Source organism: Nitratireductor indicus C115, from assembly GCF_000300515.1.
GTDB classification, from domain to species: Bacteria; Pseudomonadota; Alphaproteobacteria; order Rhizobiales; family Rhizobiaceae; genus Nitratireductor; species Nitratireductor indicus.
Map to the genome: position 1 here is coordinate 373,252 of NZ_AMSI01000002.1, position 14,807 is coordinate 388,058.

Genomic DNA, 14,807 nt, shown 5'->3' on the forward strand with positions numbered 1-14,807 from the left:
TAATTGGGGCCTTCTCCTACTCCGCGCGAGCAAGGCAGGGATCGAGCATCACTCTGGTTTCATCCACACGCGAATAGCCACCCGCAAAAAGGACGACATCGCCGGGCTGCATGCCGTTGGTGGAATAGGTCACGCACAACACCTGCACGCCGGGCGCCTCGCACATCACGAGATAGGCGAGCGTACCGTCCGTCTCGACCGCTGACAGCGGTCCTTGGGTCGTCATGGTTATGCGCCCATCATAGGCCGGCGCGCGCTCTATCCAGTCAGCAATGGTTTTGCAGGTGGCCGGCTGGTCCGCATAGGCTTCGCCCTTGCGAAATGGCCCTGCCGGATCACAGCACTCCTGCGCAGGCGCTCCCATAGTGAACATGGTGAGCATCGCTGCAAAAAACGGGGTGCGCATGCGATGTCCGCCCATCATACTCAACATCCAATCGATTTCTAAGCAGGTTCCGCCTACCAACCCGCTGGAACCAGGGCACACCGGTCCAAGGCGCAGCATTGATATCCACTACAAGCCCTGGGTTCCTGTAGATGAAGGCGTTTTGTCTCGCCCCTCACCCACCCGTCTTGCCGAGCCAATGCCACCATTCCTGCTCGTCGCCGGCGAATACGTTGAGATCGATGCGCCCGTCCACGCCCTTGGAAAGACCCGACCCCGAATATTGCCAGAACACCCAGTTGCGGCCCGGATAGACCTTGGAGGGGTGGGCCGCCACCGAGCGCAGCCAGAAGGGATGGTTCGGGAATGCGCCCTTCAGATTGTCGGCGTAGAAATCGGGCGCGGTATAGATGATTGGCCGCTGGCCGTAATGGCGCTCCAAACGGTCGAGGAAGACCTGCATCTTCTCGATGATCTCCGCGCGGGAGGGACGCCACTTACAGCTCGACTGATGGTTCCACTCCACATCGAGAACCGGCGGCAGGGCACCCTTCACCTTCGGCACGTTGCGGATGAACCATTCCGCCTGGTCCGAGGCCCGGCGGCACCAGAAGAAGAAGTGATAGGCCCCGCGCCGGATACCCGCCCGATGGGCGCCGTCCCAGTTCTTGCGGAACATCGGATCCATGTGATCGATGCCGTCGGTAGCCTTGATATAGGCGAAGTTCGCGCCGTGCTCGCGCAGCTTCGACCAGTTGATTTCACCCTGCCAGCGCGAAACATCCACGCCGTGCACGGCGTGATGCTTGGGCGTGACCTTGCCGAAGCTCACCGGCTTGGCATCGCTGAAGCGGCTGCGGTAGACCTGCCCTCGACGCGGCGCGGAAGGCCGCAGTGTGGGTTTTGGCGGCGTCACCATAGCGACTTTTTCGAAGGCGGGCGCCGGCAGGCGATCCGGCTCGGCAATCGCCGTCATGCCCGCATCCGTCGCATACTCCGAAGCGCTCTCTCCCACCGGAACATCGGGGACCGCCACATTCGGCCGCACCACGGAGGCCGTCGTCTCCATGGAGGGCTTGGAGATCTGGAGGGCCGTTTCGAGGTTGGACGTTCCCGTGCAGCCGGCAATGCCAAGGCTGACGAGACCGACAAGGGTTAACGCGAGAGAACGCATGGCGACCTTCGGCGACACAAGGACAGGACGAGGACGCCGTGAGCGCCCCAACGAAACACGACAAGCCGCAACATCTATCCGAGAGTCGACAATAAAGTTTGAATCATCGTGTTAACCAAACCGTAAACCAGTTGGACAGCGCGATGAGTCGCTCCTGGCCTTTTCCCCCTGGAAGGCGCAGGGGCCGGCAAATCCCCTATACATCCTCGAAAGCGCGTTTATATGGTGGTTTCATGCGCACCCTGGACATGAAAACCTTTGTCGCGCTCGCGCGGAACCGCCATTTCGGGCGCACCGCCGAGGAGCTGAACACCACACAGCCGGCCATTTCCAGCCGCCTGGCCGCGCTTGAATCCGAGCTGAAAAGCCGGCTCATAAACCGGGGCGACGGCAGCTTCTCCCTCACCGCCGACGGCGAGGAAGTGCTGCACCGCTTCGAGGCCATTCTGGCCGATATAGACAGGCTCAAGGGATCGCTTCAGGGAGAGGCCGCGCCGGCGTTGGAGCCGTTGCGCATCGGCGCCATCGACTCGATTTCCTCGACCTGGATGCCGCACCTGATCGATTCCCTCCACCAGACCTTCCCAAACCTGAAGATCGAGCTGACGGTGGACGGGACCAAGCATCTGGTACAGGGCATGGGCAAGGGCGAGTTCGATGTCATCTTCTCGCTGCATCCTGTCCTTGACGACGGTTTCCGCTCCTTCACCTCCTGCATCCTGCAGATGGTCTGGGCCGGTTCCCCGAAACTGATCGATCCGCACAAGACCTACAGTGTGGCCGAGCTGGCCGACCTGCCGATCATCAGTTTCCCGCGCAACTCACCGCCCTATCAGATGATCGCGCCCTATTTCCATGACGAGCAGGCGCTCGCCTCGAAGCTCACGAGTTGCAACTCGCTTTATGCCATCATCAATCTTCTGATCGACGGCTTCGGCGTCGGCGCCATTCCTGCGGTAACGATCCGGCGGGAGTTGAAGATGGGGCTGTTGCATCAGGTGCGCGTGGCCAAGCGCTTTCCGCCAATGCACATCGTGGCGACCTACCAGGCCTCCACGCATCAGGATTTCATCCGCAAGGTCATCAACCAGGCCCGCATCAGCGCTGCCCGCTTCTGCGCCAGCGTCGAACCGGAAATGGCCTGGATGGACTGACGGCGGGAACGCCGCACACGGCAAAATTCACGAGAGCATTTTGCAGTCAGGTGAAATCACCTGACGTCTGCATAAATGCGGAAAAACAAAGAGATTGATCGGTTCAGGGTTTCCGCGAAACGGTGAACCGATCTAAGCCATCATCACGTGCCGCACCTGGGTGTAGTCGAGCAGCGACTGCATGGAGAGGTCGGATCCGTATCCGGAATTCTTCATGCCGCCATGGGGCATTTCTGTAGCGAAGACCCCGTGGGTATTGACCCAGGTCACGCCATATTCGAGATCGTTGGCAAGCCGCAACGCAGCACCCGCATCGCGCGACCAGACGGACGAAGCAAGCCCGTATTCCGAGGCATTGGCCCAGGCAAGCGCGGTTTCAGGCCTGTCGAAATCCGTCACCGTCACCACCGGTCCGAAGACCTCTTTCTGCACGATCTCAGCCCGGACCGGCGCCCGCACCAGCGTCGGCGTATGAAAGAAGCCCGGACCCTCCGGCGTCTTGCCACCGCTCACGATGTCAGCTCCCTCCGCTCGTGCGCGCTCGACGAAACCCGCAACACGCTCCTGCTGGCGCGCGCTGATCAGCGGCCCGAACTCCACATCGTCGCGCTCAGGCGCGCCATAAACCAGACTGTCGACCATGGCGCCAAGCTTGTCAGTGAGTTCGTCGGCGATTGCCGCATCGGCGAAGACACGGCATGCGGCCGTGCAATCCTGCCCGGCATTGTAAAAGCTGGCCTCGCGCAGTGTGTTCACGACCGCGTCAAGGTCGGCATCCTTCAGCACGATGACCGGCGCCTTGCCGCCCAATTCCAGATGCGTGCGCTTGATATGCTCGCCGGCTGCCGCCTTAAGGATGGCGCGCCCCGTGCGCACATCGCCCGTCAGCGAGATCATGCGTACCAATGGGTGCGAGATCAGCGCCTGGCCGACATCCGGCCCGTTTCCACAAATGATGTTGATCACCCCCTCCGGCAGCACCTCGTTCAGGATCGGGGCAAGGCGCAGAAGGCTGAGAGGCGTATTCTCGGACGGCTTGATCACGACCGTGTTTCCGGCAGCCAGCGCCGGCGCGATCTTCCATGCCGCCATGAGAAGCGGATAGTTCCACGGAGCGATGGAAGCGACCACGCCGATGGGATCGCGGCGCACCATGCTGGTCATGTTGTGGGCGCGGTATCCGTCGGCCGCAATCCCCGGCATGTTGCGCACGGCGGTGGCGAAGAAGCGGAAGACATCGGCCACATTGGCAAGCTCGCCCGCCTCGACGAAGCGGCGCGGCTTGCCGGCATTGACCGATTCCACCTGGGCAAGCGCAGCCGCGTTTTCCTCAACCTTGTCGGCAATGGCCCAGAGCATACGGCTGCGCTCCTTGGGCGTGGTGCGCCGCCAGCGCTGGAATGCCGTATGCGCGGCATTGATCGCGCCATCGACCTGCGCTGCACTGGCGGAAGCCACACGGGCAAGCTCCGCGCCGCGCGCCGGGTCGAATGCTGCTTCTTCCGCGCCCTCACCCGCCACGAATGCACCATTGATGAAAAGACGTGTTTCAAGACTGCTCATGGCGTGTCTCCGTTCGCACAAGGGCGATTGTATTGAAGAAAAGGAATCAGGGCCGCTCATCGCGCGAAAGGACGCGGATCCGGGCGGGATCGATAGTGACCCGAACGGCATCGCCCCGCTCGAATTCAAGATCGTGCGGAGCCAGAATACGTACCTCGCCACCGCCGAGCCGGATCACATAGCGATTGCGTGCGCCGAGATAGACGCGCGTGCGCACGCTCCCCTTGAGGCCCGCACCCTCGCCACCCGAAAGCGCCAGATCTTCCTGGCGAAGAGCAAGCGTTACGGGTCCGCGCAGCTTTTCCTCCACGGGCAGGTTGAGCTCCTGCCCGTCTTCAAGGCGCGCGACGGGCCCTTCCGCTCCATCGAAAATCTCGGCGGCGACAAGATTGGCCGCCCCAAGGAAGCCAGAGGCGTAACCGGTGGCCGGATGCGTATAGATTTCGCGTGGTCCTCCCTCCTGCTCGACTGCACCCTTGTTCAGAAGCACGATACGATCCGAAAGGCTGAGCGCCTCTTCCTGATCGTGGGTGACGAACAATGTGGTCAGGCCAAGCCGCTTGTGGATCTCGATAAGCTCCACCTGCATATCCTCGCGCAACCGTGCGTCGAGATTGGACAAGGGCTCGTCGAGAAGCAGGATTTCGGGTCGCGAAACGATGGCGCGCGCCAGCGCCACGCGCTGCTGCTGGCCGCCGGAAAGCTGGTTCGGCCGGCGCTCAGCGAGATGGCCGAGCTGCACCGTCTCCAGAGCATCCCGCACTTTCTCACGTTGCTCTTCAAGCGTGCCGATGCGCCGCATACGCAGGGGAAACCGCACATTCTCCGCAACGCTCAGATGCGGCAGCAAGGCATAGGACTGGAACATCATGGCAATGTCGCGCTTTTCGGGCGGCAGCGCCGTCACATCACGACCGCCGATCTCGACGGAGCCCGAAGTGACGCTTTCCAGCCCTGCAACAATGCGCAGGAGCGTGGTCTTGCCGCAGCCCGAGGCACCCAGCAGGCTCACGAATTCGCCTGAAGCGATATCAAGTGAGATGCCGTGCAGGACTTCGACGGGGCCAAAGGCTTTCTTGATGGCGTTGAGGCGGACTTCGGCCATGGATCAGGTGCTCGCGAAACGTTGCAGGCCAAGCATCCGGTCGATCAGGAAGATCAGGAGGACGGTAAGGCCGATCATGATGGTGGAAACAGCGGCGACGGTCGGGTCGGGACTGAACTCGAGCTGTCCATAGATCTGGACAGGAAGCGTCGTCATCCCCGGCTTGCGCAGGAAGAGCGCCAGAACCGCCTCGTCGAAGGAAATGTTGAAGGCGAAGAACGTGCCCGCTGCCAGGCCCGGCAGGCACTGCGGCAATACCACGAGCCTCAGCCGCTGAAAGCGGTTGGCACCCATGGTCTGGGCCGCCTCTTCCAGAAACGGGTTGGATTCCGAAAGCACGGCCAGTGTCGTGCGGATCACATAAGGCGTCGTCACGATGGTGTGGCTGACCCACAATGTGAGGATCGAAACAGGCCCGAACAGCGCACTCCATAGCATAAGCATGCCGATGGCATAAATGATGGTGGGCAGCACCAGCGGCGACAGGAACAGCGTGGACAATGCGCCCGAGAACGGCAGCTTGCGCCGATGCAGCGCAATCGCCGCCGCCCCGCCGATCAGGCAGGATGTGACCGTGACGAGAAGCGCCACGCGCAAGCTGATCCATGCGGCGGAAAGATAGGCATCCGATGAAAACACCGCCTCATACCAGCGCAGCGAAAACCCGGTCGGCGGAAAGGCGATGAACTGGCTCTCCGAAACGGACACACCGGCAATGACCACAAGTGGCGCCAGGAGGAAAACCCCGGTCAGGATCACAAACAGGATCGCGGCAACCCGGATCGGCGTGGGAACGGCTTTAACCATTGGTGCGCCCCGACAATCTGGCATAGGGCATCAGGAGAACCAGAATGCCCACGAAGAGAATGACGGCCTGCGCTGCTGCGAAGGGCCAGTCGAGCGTCTGTGTGACAGAACGGTAGATCGAGGCGGCAAGCACCTGGATGCGCGAACCGCCAAGCAGGTTCGGCGTCACGAAGGAACTGGCCGACAGCGTGAAGACGAGGAGAGAACCCGCGACAATGCCCGGCGCAGAAAGCGGCAGGACCACGGTCCGCAAAGTCTGGAGAAAGCCACAGCCCATGGTGCGCGCCGCTTCTTCGAGCCGCCGGTCGATGCGCGTCACCACGCCGAGGATTGAAAGGGTCATGAAAGGCAAAAGCACCTGCACCATGCCGACGACGATGGCCGTCTCGGTTTGCATCAGGCTGAAATTCCGCCCCACCAGCCCCATGTCGCGCAGGACCTCGGGGATGAGCCCGCTGCGGCTCAGAAGCACCATCCAGCCGAATGTGCGCACCACAACGCTCGTCATCAGAGGCAGGATCACCATGATCACGAGCCAGAGTCTGGCCCGCGCGCTCACATGCGCCATGATATAGGCAAGCGGGAAGCCGATCAGCGCGCAGATCAGCGTGATGATCGCTGAAAGCCGCACCGTGCGCCACAGAACGTTCAGATAATAGGGATCGCTCAGGAAGCGCTGGAAATGCGCCAATGTCGGGCCGTTCTCGCCGGCAACCGACAATACCAGCATCTGCGCGATAGGCACGAAGAACGCCAGCACCAGAAGCACGAGGCCCGGCAGGATCAGCAGCGTATTTTCCGCGCGGTCTGTCATCGTCATATTGTCCAATTTCCTGTCCGGGGACGACGCCCGCCCCTCATCCCCCTGCCGGGACCTTCTCCCCGTTTACGGGGAGAAGGAGGACGGCCGCAATGCCAGCGCCTGCATCAAGCCTCCCTCTCCCCTTCAGCGGGGAGAGGTTAAGTTGTGCGGCGCACGCCAGGTTTCAAAAGGCCTAGCGGGCGATAGTCCGGTTCCAGGCGTCGACCCAGGCCGCGCGATTGGCCTCGATCTTGACCGGATCGAAGCGGATAAGCCCCTTCACGCCTTCCTCGCCATAGGCAACGTCGGCTGCGACTTCATCGGAAAGCTCGACCTTGGAATTGGTCGGCGAGTAGCGCAGCTTCTCGGCAAAGCAGGCCTGCGCCTCCGGAGAGATCGACATGTCGATGAACTGGAGCGCCAGATCCTGGTTCGGACGACCGGCGACCAGATTGGTCGTGATAAAGCTTGCCGGCGTGCCTTCCTGCCCCTGCACAAAAGCGACCGGCAGGCCGGCCTTGCGCAGCGTATAGGCATAATCGGAAGCGTAGGCAGCGATCCAGGCATCGTTCTGGGCAAATTCCTGCTGAATTTCCGGCGAGGTCGAAACCACGATGGCCCCGTTGTCGAGCAGTGTCTTGATCGCATCGAGACCGGGCTGGATATTGTCCAGATCACCGCCACTCACCTGGTTGAGCATCAGGAAACCGAGCATGCCATAACCGTTCGAAATGTCCGTCAGGACGATATGATCGGAATAGGCTTCGCTCAGAAGGTCCTTCCAGCTCGTCGGCTTGGGATCGGCCGTCTGCGAATTGTAGACAAGGCCGATGGCCGCGATCGAATAAGCCGGACCTTCGCCCTTGGCCAGATTGGCCTTGGCAAAATCATAGACATCGCCCGCATTGGAAAGCTTCGATGCGTCGATGGGCGACAACAGCCCTTCCTGCGCGGCGACGATCTCCTGACCGCCGGAGAAATGGATGACATCGAACTGCGGCGCTTCCTTCTGGGCGCGAAGCTGCGCGAAGGCATCGGCCGAATAGGCGGTCACGACCTGCACGCTGGCCCCGGTCTTCTTCTCGAAGGGGGTGATGATGCATTCGCGATGCGCTTCTTCATAGGCGCCGCCGAAAGAGTTGATGGTGATGGTCTCGGCCTGCGCAAGCGCGGTGCTGACCATCAGCGCCGAAAGGCCTGCAATGTAAAATTTTGCTGAAGTCTTCATGTGCGTTCCCTTGCTATCTTTATCGTTGCCACAAACAAGCGGCCCGCCCGGATGCCGGACGGGCCGAAATTCGTCAGGCGAGACGGCCAAGCTCGACCGTCTTGATGCCTTCCTTGCGGATCAGGCGGCACTGGTTGGCGACGGCGTCCAGGCCTTCCGTCATCCGTGCGAAATAGGTGCAGGAAATCCAGCCCGTTGGGCCGAAAGTGCGGCCGCCCTCGCCGTAGAACATGCCAACTTCCCAGAACTCGTCCGGGTCGATCTTGAAGAAGTTCTTCGGCTGATAGAACCAGAGCATTTCGCCCGGCTGAGGCAGCACGGTCTGGTTTTCCGGCGGCAGCGCCAGCGGATCGAAATTGCGCGCTTCCTCGGGCAGGCCCATCATGATCTCGGGGCCGGAGAAGATCGCATGGCTGGCGGGAATCTGGATTGGCTTTTCGAGCGCACCCCAGATGGCCTTGCAGGTCTCCGGAGCCGTTTCCCAATAAAGAGAAATAATGCCCGTAACGTCTGCCTCGACAAATTTCAGATACAGTTTCTTCTCAGTCATGGACCTACACCTGTTTAAGATGCGGCAATTTCAAGGCAAGCTTGGGCCTCTGTCCAATCGCAATGCAGAATTGATCCGATAAAATTATTTTATATGCCTTACTGGTTCGCGCTCATGCTTTTTTTAGCCAGCTTCTCCGCGCGCAACGCGTCCGAGATAGTGCCAGAACGCGAGGTCGTGCGGACGTTCCTCCGGGCGCCATTCGGGATGCCATTGAACGGCAAAGACCGGAGCCTTCGAACCGGTGGCCGCCACACCTTCAACAACGCCATCCAGGGATTTTACCGTTGCCGAGAGGCCTTGGCCAAGCTTGCCGATACGCTGGAAATGCACGCTATTGACGTCAATCCGACCGCTGGTGCCGATTGCCTTCGCATAGGCCCCGCCATCGACAACCTGCGCAGCATGCCCGTAACCGAACATTGCCTCAAGGTCGGCATCTTCGGGAGCATGGTGCGAAATCCCGGGCTGGCCGTTCTCGCGTTCATCCTCGATGGTTCCGCCAAACGCCACGTTGATTTCCTGAAGGCCGCGGCAAATTCCAAATAGCGGCTTGCCACCCTTCACCGCCGCTTCGATCAATCCTGCGCTCGTGTCGTCGCGCGCACCGTCGGCCAGGCCCCGCCGGGCAAGCGGCGATCCATAACGGGACGGCTCAATATTCGAGTTGCTGCCGGTCAGAAGCACGGCATCGATCCGCGGCAGAATGCCGCCCACATCGCCGGGCTGCAGATTGCTCGGCAGAATCACCGGCAAGGCCTCGGCATGTTGCCGCACCGCACGCAGATAGCGTTCCTTGACGATCTGGGCGGCTTCGCCCTCCACCGGACGCGTACAGGCGATGACGCCCACAACAGGCAGGAAAGCCATGAAAATTCCTCTCAAAAGCGGTTTGCGCGGCCCGGGCTTCCACGCCCTTTCGCCAGCCGAAGCAATAGGACAAGCATTTCAAGAAACTGGCCCAGCAAGGGCGATCCCGCCTGAAGAAAGCGCCGCAACCCCTTCGCACCGCCGCAGATCCATTCACTGTGTCTTTTGAAATACAGTCTTATCTTTTCAGGCGCATACTGGCTTGCAGAGCCACCTCTGCGCCACATTTAACCCCGAAGCGTCACGCACGAGTTGGCCAAATCCATTGGCAACACTGCCTATTCCGCTCTGTTTTCCCACGGAACGGAAGCGTCGTGAAGAGAGTTTTGTAGGAATGAACCGCCCAGCCCCCTCCCCGAAAGATATGCCCGGCGCCGACCGCCCCCTGCCCCTGCGGCGCCTCTTGGTCGTCGGCCTTCTACCGGCATTCGCAGCCGCCTGCACCACCACAGGCTCCATGCAGATGGCCGAGCAGCCCGAGCCCATGTCGCCTCAACTGGCCTATTATTCGGACCTCTACAGCGAGATTGACGACAACGGTACCATCATCCCGGCCGTGGACGTCGCCAAATTCGACAGGAAATATCTGCGTCAGGTTGTCGATTATCCGACAAATGAACGGGTGGGCACGATCATCGTAGACCCCTACAACCGCTTCCTCTATCTGGTCATGGAAGGCGGACAGGCGATGCGCTACGGTGTTGGCGTGGCGAAGGCCGGTCTTGAATATGAGGGTGACGCCACCATCGGCCGCAAGGCCCGCTGGCCCTATTGGCGGCCGACCCCTGCAATGATTGCACGTGAGCCAGACCGCTACGGAAAGCTCGCCGACGGCATGGAAGGCGGCCTCACCAACCCGCTTGGTTCGCGCGCCCTCTATCTTTACCGCAACGGCGAAGACACGCTCTACCGCCTGCACGGCACCAATGAACAATGGTCCATCGGCAAGTCGGTCTCCTCGGGCTGCATCCGCATGCTCAATCAGGACATCATGGATCTTTACAATCGGGTGCCGACCGGCTCGCGCGTCGTGGTGCTCGGCCCAAATGATGCTCGCCCTGCCGTCTAAAGATAGGACAGCGGATGGTGCAAAAAGCTGCGCGGGCGACCGCGCAGCTTTTTTCTTTACGTCCCTGGTATCTCTTTGGGGTCAGAAAGCCGGATTGCCCACTTTCTGATGCAGCCCATCCACGGCCTCCTGCATGGCAGAGGACCAGACCACATCGAGCGCATCCAGAGCTTCGCCAAGCTGCTCGGTGCTGGTGGCGCCCACGATATTGGACGTCACGAAAGGCCTAGAATTGACGAAGGCATTTGCAAAACAGGCAGGCGTCAGGCCGAAATCGCGCGCCATGGCGTTGTAGGCAGCGATAGCCTCCGATGCACCCGGCTTTTCATAACGCTGAAGCCGGTTGAAGAGCGCCTTGCGCGAGCCTTCGGGAAGCGCACCGCCGTCATATTTTCCGCTGAGATACCCCTGCGCCAGCGGCGAATATGCCAGAAGCCCCACATCCTCGCGCCGGCAGGTCTCGGCGAGGTTCACTTCAAACGTGCGGTTGAGCAGATTATAGGCGTTCTGCAGCGAGACCGGTCGCGGTCCGGTTTCGCGGTCGGACTCCGCGATATAGCGCATCACCCCCCACGAGCTTTCATTGGACAGGCCAAGATAGCGAATCTTGCCCGCTTTCACCAACTCGTCGAAAACGGCGAGCGTTTCCGCAATCGGCGTTTCATCAGGCAGAGGCTCGACATTTTCCGGAACCCGGGTGGGATTGGAGCCGAAAGGCACGTTCCTGTCCGGCCAGTGGATTTGGTAGAGATCGATATGCTCCATGCCGAGCCTTGCCAACGACTTGTCGATGGCATCCATGATATCGGCACGCACCAGTTTCGAGGGCCGCCCACCCCGGAACCATTCATTCGCCGAGCGTCCCACAACCTTCGAAGCGATGATCACCTTGTCGCGATTACCTCGCGCCTTGACCCAGCTTCCCACGATCTTTTCAGTGCACCCCTGCGTCTCGGCCTTGGGCGGTATGGGGTAAAGCTCGGCCATATCGAGAAAATTGACACCCCGCTCGAAAGCCATGTCCATCTGGGCATGCCCTTCTTCCTGCGTGTTCTGCTCGCCAAACGTCATGGTTCCAAGGCAGATTTGCGAAACGACGAGGTCGCTGCGTCCAAGGCGGCGCATTTTCATGGGATTCTCCGGATGCTGAAAGCGCGGTCGAACGACCGCTTCCAGCATCATATGCCCGGGAACGAAACTGGCAAGTGCAGCAAATCGAATGAGCAGCCGGAGATCATTGGTCCATCCGGCTAAACTGCCCCGTGCAGGGTAAGAAACAGGAAGAAGGAGCGCTCATCCACAATGAAGCCAGAATGAGCGCTCCGGCCTCGTCATTGGCCCTTGTGGGTCCATTCAGGACCATCGGCCCACCCGCCCGAGGAGGACGAGCCCCCGCCACCACGCGGATCAAGCCCGCGTTCGAGCATCTTCACCTCCAGCTCGAGACGACGCAGTTCGAGTTGATAGAGGCGATCGCAGTTGAGACGCGTCGGCGATCTCCCCAGAGGAACGACAATGCGCCCATAGGCCGAGACAGAACGCGTATCTTCGTTGAGCCCCCCACCGATAACGCCGGAATCGAGATAGGCTCCCGATCCCCCCATGGCCGCGCGGCAAGTGGTACCGTCCGCCGCGCGGACCTCATCAAAACCTCCCGGCATGCTGACACCCGGAAGCGTAAAGCTCTTCTGGTCGTAACGACCGATCCCCTGCCCGCGACTGCCCGCAAAACTGTGTTGCGGCAGGAATGCGGAAGCAGACGCAAGGGTTAGGATAATCGACGAGCGATAAAACGACCGCATACCTTCGCCCTTACATTCATCTCTTTGTCTTCGAAAGGAACGCTCTCTGTGCAGATACGAACCCGCCGTTCACGCTTTCCCTCAAAACTGATCACCACCACCACAGACCTGGCGCTACCCGCTCCAAGCCAGAAATCTGACGGCGTGATGCGCGCAGGAATGGGGTTGAAATCCTGATCGTAGACACGCACCGTCGCCTTGATGCGGTGCGTATATGGATTGCGCGGATAGACCCGGACAGCAAATTCGTCGGAGTAGCTGGTGACTTCCCCACGCATAGGGCTCATGGATTGAGCATGCGCACATGGTGCCAGGCACACCAGCAGGCCGGAAACAAGGAACGCAGGCTTCATGACAAGCCTCCTTCGCGATAAGAAGCGATACATATTCATGGCTTTGAAAATTACTCGCAGACGATAATCGTCTCGGCTCGGTAAGCACCGTGCGGAAAGGCGCCATCTTGCAAGACAGCCTTGAGGTCGACCGTCACATTGCTTTCGCCAGGCTTCAATCGGGATTTTGCTGTTCCAGGAATGCCGCGAAGATTGGTCGAGCCAGAAGCGTTGTACTCGGTTGCGAACTCGGCGCGTCCAACCCCGGACGGCGCCTTGTCAAATGCTTTAGGAGCCTTGACCAGCAGATAAAATTCACCCGCATTGGTCGAGACCGTCGCGCGTCCCGGGCTGCCGCCGCTCAACTTGGAATCGAGGCGTTTTCCCGAAACATCCGCAACCATGACACCCGGGGAATTGATAACAATAGAGCAATAATATCCAATACTTGCCTCAAACGGTAGAATATTAGACGATGAATTTGCTGAAAAACACGCCGAAAAGAATATTAAAAAACAATAAAAAATCTTAAAATTCATAATACAACCTGATAAAATTACTTTTTTATTCACAGATAACCGTTACATCGGCTGAGTAATGGCCGTTCGGAAACACGAACCCAGAAGCCTCTGCATTGAGATCGATCGAGATATTGCTAACACCAAGTCCCAACTTCAGGGCATCATTGCCAGCCACCCCACTGGCATGCGTTGCCCCCGAAGAACTGTATGAAGCGTTAAACATCACAGATCCAACCCCTGCCGGAGACACTCGAAAACGCTCAGGTGCATTCAAAAAGACACGAAAATCCGTGCCTGTCGTGAAAATATCCACTTCGGCAGACCGCCCACCATTGGCACCGGAGCTCAAAAGAGAAAATCCATTCAAAACCATAAGACCGGGACTGCGCATATTTATAGTGCATGAGGACTCCACATCAGAATCGAAGGGAACCAACACTTCAGAGAAAGCAAAACTAGGAAAAATAAAAATAACAAATAAAATAAATCTAGAAAAAAACATACAAAACCTCATGTATATAAAAAAATCCATGTACACATGAATCCTGCAAAATACAAATGAAAAAAGCCGCCAATGTAAAATTGACAGCTTTATAATAATGTAATTACGTAAAAATACTTCTTATCGCCGGCTCGTAGTCTTCCAGCTCGCGTCATTAGCCCATGCACCGCCGCGGTTGTTCGTTGCGCGCGGATCAAGCCCTTGCTTCAAAAGCCGGACCTCCAGTTCGAGGCGTTCCAACTCAAGCTGATACAATCGGTCACAATTGAGCCTGGCGGGCTTTTCACCAAGGGGGACAACAAGGCGCCCATAGGCAGAAACCGAGCTTGAGCCGCTATCCAATCCCCCTCCGATCAATCCGGAATCAAGATAGGCTCCCGATCCTGCCATGGAGGAACGACACGTCGTACCATCCGCTGCCCGCACTTCATCGAAACCGTTGGGCATCACCACGCCGGGTAAGGTCATCCCGGATTGGTTCTGATTGATGATGTATTGAGTTTCTCCGGCGAATGTCGCCGAAACCGCAAACACCGTTATGAATAAGGCCGCGCTTAACGTGCACGGCGCGCGATAAATCGTCCGCATATCTGTGCCATTATCCTCGTTTTCTGATCCGGGAATGGGATGCTCTCCGTACACACGCGAACGCGCCGCATCTTGCTGTCGCCAAAACCGACGGAGACGATCACCGATCGTGAAGCATTGCTCCCGAGCACCATGGTCTGCGGCGTCACTCGTGCCGCAACCGGTTTGAAATTCTCGTCATAGACCCTCACCGACACCTCGATCCGATGCCGGTAAGGATTGTGCGGATAGACCCTGACGGCGAAATCCTCCGAAAAGCTTGTGATTTCTCCACGCATCGGAGTCATCGATTGGGCAAAGGCCGGAGATGCGAAGACCGCGCAAAGGATCGCTGGAATGAGTTTCGCCGTCATGG

The 14,807-nt window shown here is 59.2% G+C and carries 18 protein-coding genes; 2 read left to right on the plus strand and 16 right to left on the minus strand.

All coding sequences use genetic code 11. From position 1 onward, the window contains the following. Positions 1–16 precede the first annotated feature (16 nt). Both NA8A_RS04475 and NA8A_RS04480 read right to left on the minus strand, forming a co-directional pair. Positions 17–424 (minus strand): hypothetical protein, encoded by a 408-nt coding sequence (locus NA8A_RS04475; protein ID WP_009756162.1) that lies wholly within the window; start codon positions 422–424, stop codon positions 17–19. 136 nt (positions 425–560) lie between these two features. Then, positions 561–1,559, minus strand: a complete 999-nt coding sequence (locus NA8A_RS04480) for a glycoside hydrolase family 25 protein (protein WP_009756163.1) — start codon at positions 1,557–1,559, stop codon at positions 561–563. A 233-nt stretch (positions 1,560–1,792) separates the two neighbouring features. Here NA8A_RS04480 and NA8A_RS04485 point away from each other — a divergent pair, with 233 nt between their 5' ends. Beyond that, positions 1,793–2,713 carry a LysR family transcriptional regulator gene (locus NA8A_RS04485; RefSeq protein WP_009756164.1) on the plus strand — a complete coding sequence of 307 codons (921 nt, stop codon included), beginning with the start codon at positions 1,793–1,795 and terminating at the stop codon, positions 2,711–2,713. Positions 2,714–2,845: 132 nt separating this feature from the next. Here NA8A_RS04485 and NA8A_RS04490 read toward each other — a convergent pair whose 3' ends face one another. The 7 genes from NA8A_RS04490 to NA8A_RS04520 all read right to left on the minus strand — a co-directional run bounded on the left by NA8A_RS04490 (position 2,846) and on the right by NA8A_RS04520 (position 9,638). Continuing rightward, on the minus strand, positions 2,846–4,276 hold the full coding sequence (locus tag NA8A_RS04490) for a gamma-aminobutyraldehyde dehydrogenase (RefSeq protein WP_009756165.1): 1,431 nt from the start codon (positions 4,274–4,276) through the stop codon (positions 2,846–2,848). 46 nt (positions 4,277–4,322) lie between these two features. Then, entirely contained in the window at positions 4,323–5,381 is a 1,059-nt protein-coding gene (locus tag NA8A_RS04495; protein ID WP_009756166.1) for an ABC transporter ATP-binding protein, read from the minus strand. A 3-nt stretch (positions 5,382–5,384) separates the two neighbouring features. Further along, entirely contained in the window at positions 5,385–6,188 is an 804-nt protein-coding gene (locus NA8A_RS04500; RefSeq protein WP_009756167.1) for an ABC transporter permease, read from the minus strand. Beyond that, positions 6,181–7,008, minus strand: a complete 828-nt coding sequence (locus NA8A_RS04505) for an ABC transporter permease (protein ID WP_009756168.1) — start codon at positions 7,006–7,008, stop codon at positions 6,181–6,183. Before NA8A_RS04505 ends, NA8A_RS04500 begins: the two co-directional genes overlap by 8 nt. Before the next feature lie 175 nt (positions 7,009–7,183). Next, entirely contained in the window at positions 7,184–8,218 is a 1,035-nt protein-coding gene (locus NA8A_RS04510) for an ABC transporter substrate-binding protein (RefSeq protein ID WP_009756169.1), read from the minus strand. A 73-nt stretch (positions 8,219–8,291) separates the two neighbouring features. Beyond that, complete coding sequence (locus NA8A_RS04515) at positions 8,292–8,768, minus strand: DUF3830 family protein (RefSeq protein ID WP_009756170.1); 477 nt, start codon at positions 8,766–8,768, stop codon at positions 8,292–8,294. 123 nt (positions 8,769–8,891) lie between these two features. Beyond that, complete coding sequence (locus NA8A_RS04520; protein WP_009756171.1) at positions 8,892–9,638, minus strand: gamma-glutamyl-gamma-aminobutyrate hydrolase family protein; 747 nt, start codon at positions 9,636–9,638, stop codon at positions 8,892–8,894. Between the two features lie 334 nt (positions 9,639–9,972). Between NA8A_RS04520 and NA8A_RS04525 the strand changes: the two genes are divergently transcribed. Then, positions 9,973–10,707: a L,D-transpeptidase gene (locus tag NA8A_RS04525; protein WP_240532732.1), complete on the plus strand. Its 735-nt coding sequence runs from the start codon at positions 9,973–9,975 to the stop codon at positions 10,705–10,707. An 81-nt stretch (positions 10,708–10,788) separates the two neighbouring features. Here NA8A_RS04525 and NA8A_RS04530 read toward each other — a convergent pair whose 3' ends face one another. The 7 genes from NA8A_RS04530 to NA8A_RS04550 form a co-directional block, all read right to left on the minus strand. Continuing rightward, positions 10,789–11,838 (minus strand): aldo/keto reductase, encoded by a 1,050-nt coding sequence (locus NA8A_RS04530; RefSeq protein WP_009756173.1) that lies wholly within the window; start codon positions 11,836–11,838, stop codon positions 10,789–10,791. 200 nt (positions 11,839–12,038) lie between these two features. Further along, positions 12,039–12,509: a hypothetical protein gene (locus NA8A_RS04535; protein ID WP_040671720.1), complete on the minus strand. Its 471-nt coding sequence runs from the start codon at positions 12,507–12,509 to the stop codon at positions 12,039–12,041. Then, positions 12,476–12,862 (minus strand): hypothetical protein, encoded by a 387-nt coding sequence (locus NA8A_RS04540; RefSeq protein ID WP_009756175.1) that lies wholly within the window; start codon positions 12,860–12,862, stop codon positions 12,476–12,478. Before NA8A_RS04540 ends, NA8A_RS04535 begins: the two co-directional genes overlap by 34 nt. 50 nt (positions 12,863–12,912) lie before the next feature. Further along, complete coding sequence (locus NA8A_RS04545) at positions 12,913–13,380, minus strand: hypothetical protein (RefSeq protein WP_143087887.1); 468 nt, start codon at positions 13,378–13,380, stop codon at positions 12,913–12,915. 25 nt (positions 13,381–13,405) lie between these two features. Next, a complete protein-coding gene (locus NA8A_RS25035; protein WP_143087886.1) occupies positions 13,406–13,894 on the minus strand; it encodes a hypothetical protein in 489 nt (162 codons plus the stop codon). Between the two features lie 90 nt (positions 13,895–13,984). Further along, the gene (locus NA8A_RS24605) at positions 13,985–14,452 is read right to left on the minus strand and encodes a hypothetical protein (protein ID WP_074896516.1); all 468 of its coding nucleotides are present in this window, start codon (positions 14,450–14,452) and stop codon (positions 13,985–13,987) included. Beyond that, positions 14,419–14,805, minus strand: a complete 387-nt coding sequence (locus NA8A_RS04550; protein WP_009756177.1) for a hypothetical protein — start codon at positions 14,803–14,805, stop codon at positions 14,419–14,421. Before NA8A_RS04550 ends, NA8A_RS24605 begins: the two co-directional genes overlap by 34 nt. Between the last annotated feature and the right edge of the window lie 2 nt (positions 14,806–14,807).

Bases quoted from the DNA above. Each gene is read 5' to 3' on its own strand.
- NA8A_RS04475 (WP_009756162.1), bottom strand. From the start codon at position 424: ATGATGGGCGGACATCGCATGCGCACCCCGTTTTTTGCAGCGATGCTC.
- NA8A_RS04480 (WP_009756163.1), bottom strand. From the start codon at position 1,559: ATGCGTTCTCTCGCGTTAACCCTTGTCGGTCTCGTCAGCCTTGGCATT.
- NA8A_RS04485 (WP_009756164.1), top strand. From the start codon at position 1,793: ATGCGCACCCTGGACATGAAAACCTTTGTCGCGCTCGCGCGGAACCGC.
- NA8A_RS04490 (WP_009756165.1), bottom strand. From the start codon at position 4,276: ATGAGCAGTCTTGAAACACGTCTTTTCATCAATGGTGCATTCGTGGCG.
- NA8A_RS04495 (WP_009756166.1), bottom strand. From the start codon at position 5,381: ATGGCCGAAGTCCGCCTCAACGCCATCAAGAAAGCCTTTGGCCCCGTC.
- NA8A_RS04500 (WP_009756167.1), bottom strand. From the start codon at position 6,188: ATGGTTAAAGCCGTTCCCACGCCGATCCGGGTTGCCGCGATCCTGTTT.
- NA8A_RS04505 (WP_009756168.1), bottom strand. From the start codon at position 7,008: ATGACGATGACAGACCGCGCGGAAAATACGCTGCTGATCCTGCCGGGC.
- NA8A_RS04510 (WP_009756169.1), bottom strand. From the start codon at position 8,218: ATGAAGACTTCAGCAAAATTTTACATTGCAGGCCTTTCGGCGCTGATG.
- NA8A_RS04515 (WP_009756170.1), bottom strand. From the start codon at position 8,768: ATGACTGAGAAGAAACTGTATCTGAAATTTGTCGAGGCAGACGTTACG.
- NA8A_RS04520 (WP_009756171.1), bottom strand. From the start codon at position 9,638: ATGGCTTTCCTGCCTGTTGTGGGCGTCATCGCCTGTACGCGTCCGGTG.
- NA8A_RS04525 (WP_240532732.1), top strand. From the start codon at position 9,973: ATGAACCGCCCAGCCCCCTCCCCGAAAGATATGCCCGGCGCCGACCGC.
- NA8A_RS04530 (WP_009756173.1), bottom strand. From the start codon at position 11,838: ATGAAAATGCGCCGCCTTGGACGCAGCGACCTCGTCGTTTCGCAAATC.
- NA8A_RS04535 (WP_040671720.1), bottom strand. From the start codon at position 12,509: ATGCGGTCGTTTTATCGCTCGTCGATTATCCTAACCCTTGCGTCTGCT.
- NA8A_RS04540 (WP_009756175.1), bottom strand. From the start codon at position 12,862: ATGAAGCCTGCGTTCCTTGTTTCCGGCCTGCTGGTGTGCCTGGCACCA.
- NA8A_RS04545 (WP_143087887.1), bottom strand. From the start codon at position 13,380: ATGAATTTTAAGATTTTTTATTGTTTTTTAATATTCTTTTCGGCGTGT.
- NA8A_RS25035 (WP_143087886.1), bottom strand. From the start codon at position 13,894: ATGGATTTTTTTATATACATGAGGTTTTGTATGTTTTTTTCTAGATTT.
- NA8A_RS24605 (WP_074896516.1), bottom strand. From the start codon at position 14,452: ATGCGGACGATTTATCGCGCGCCGTGCACGTTAAGCGCGGCCTTATTC.
- NA8A_RS04550 (WP_009756177.1), bottom strand. From the start codon at position 14,805: ATGACGGCGAAACTCATTCCAGCGATCCTTTGCGCGGTCTTCGCATCT.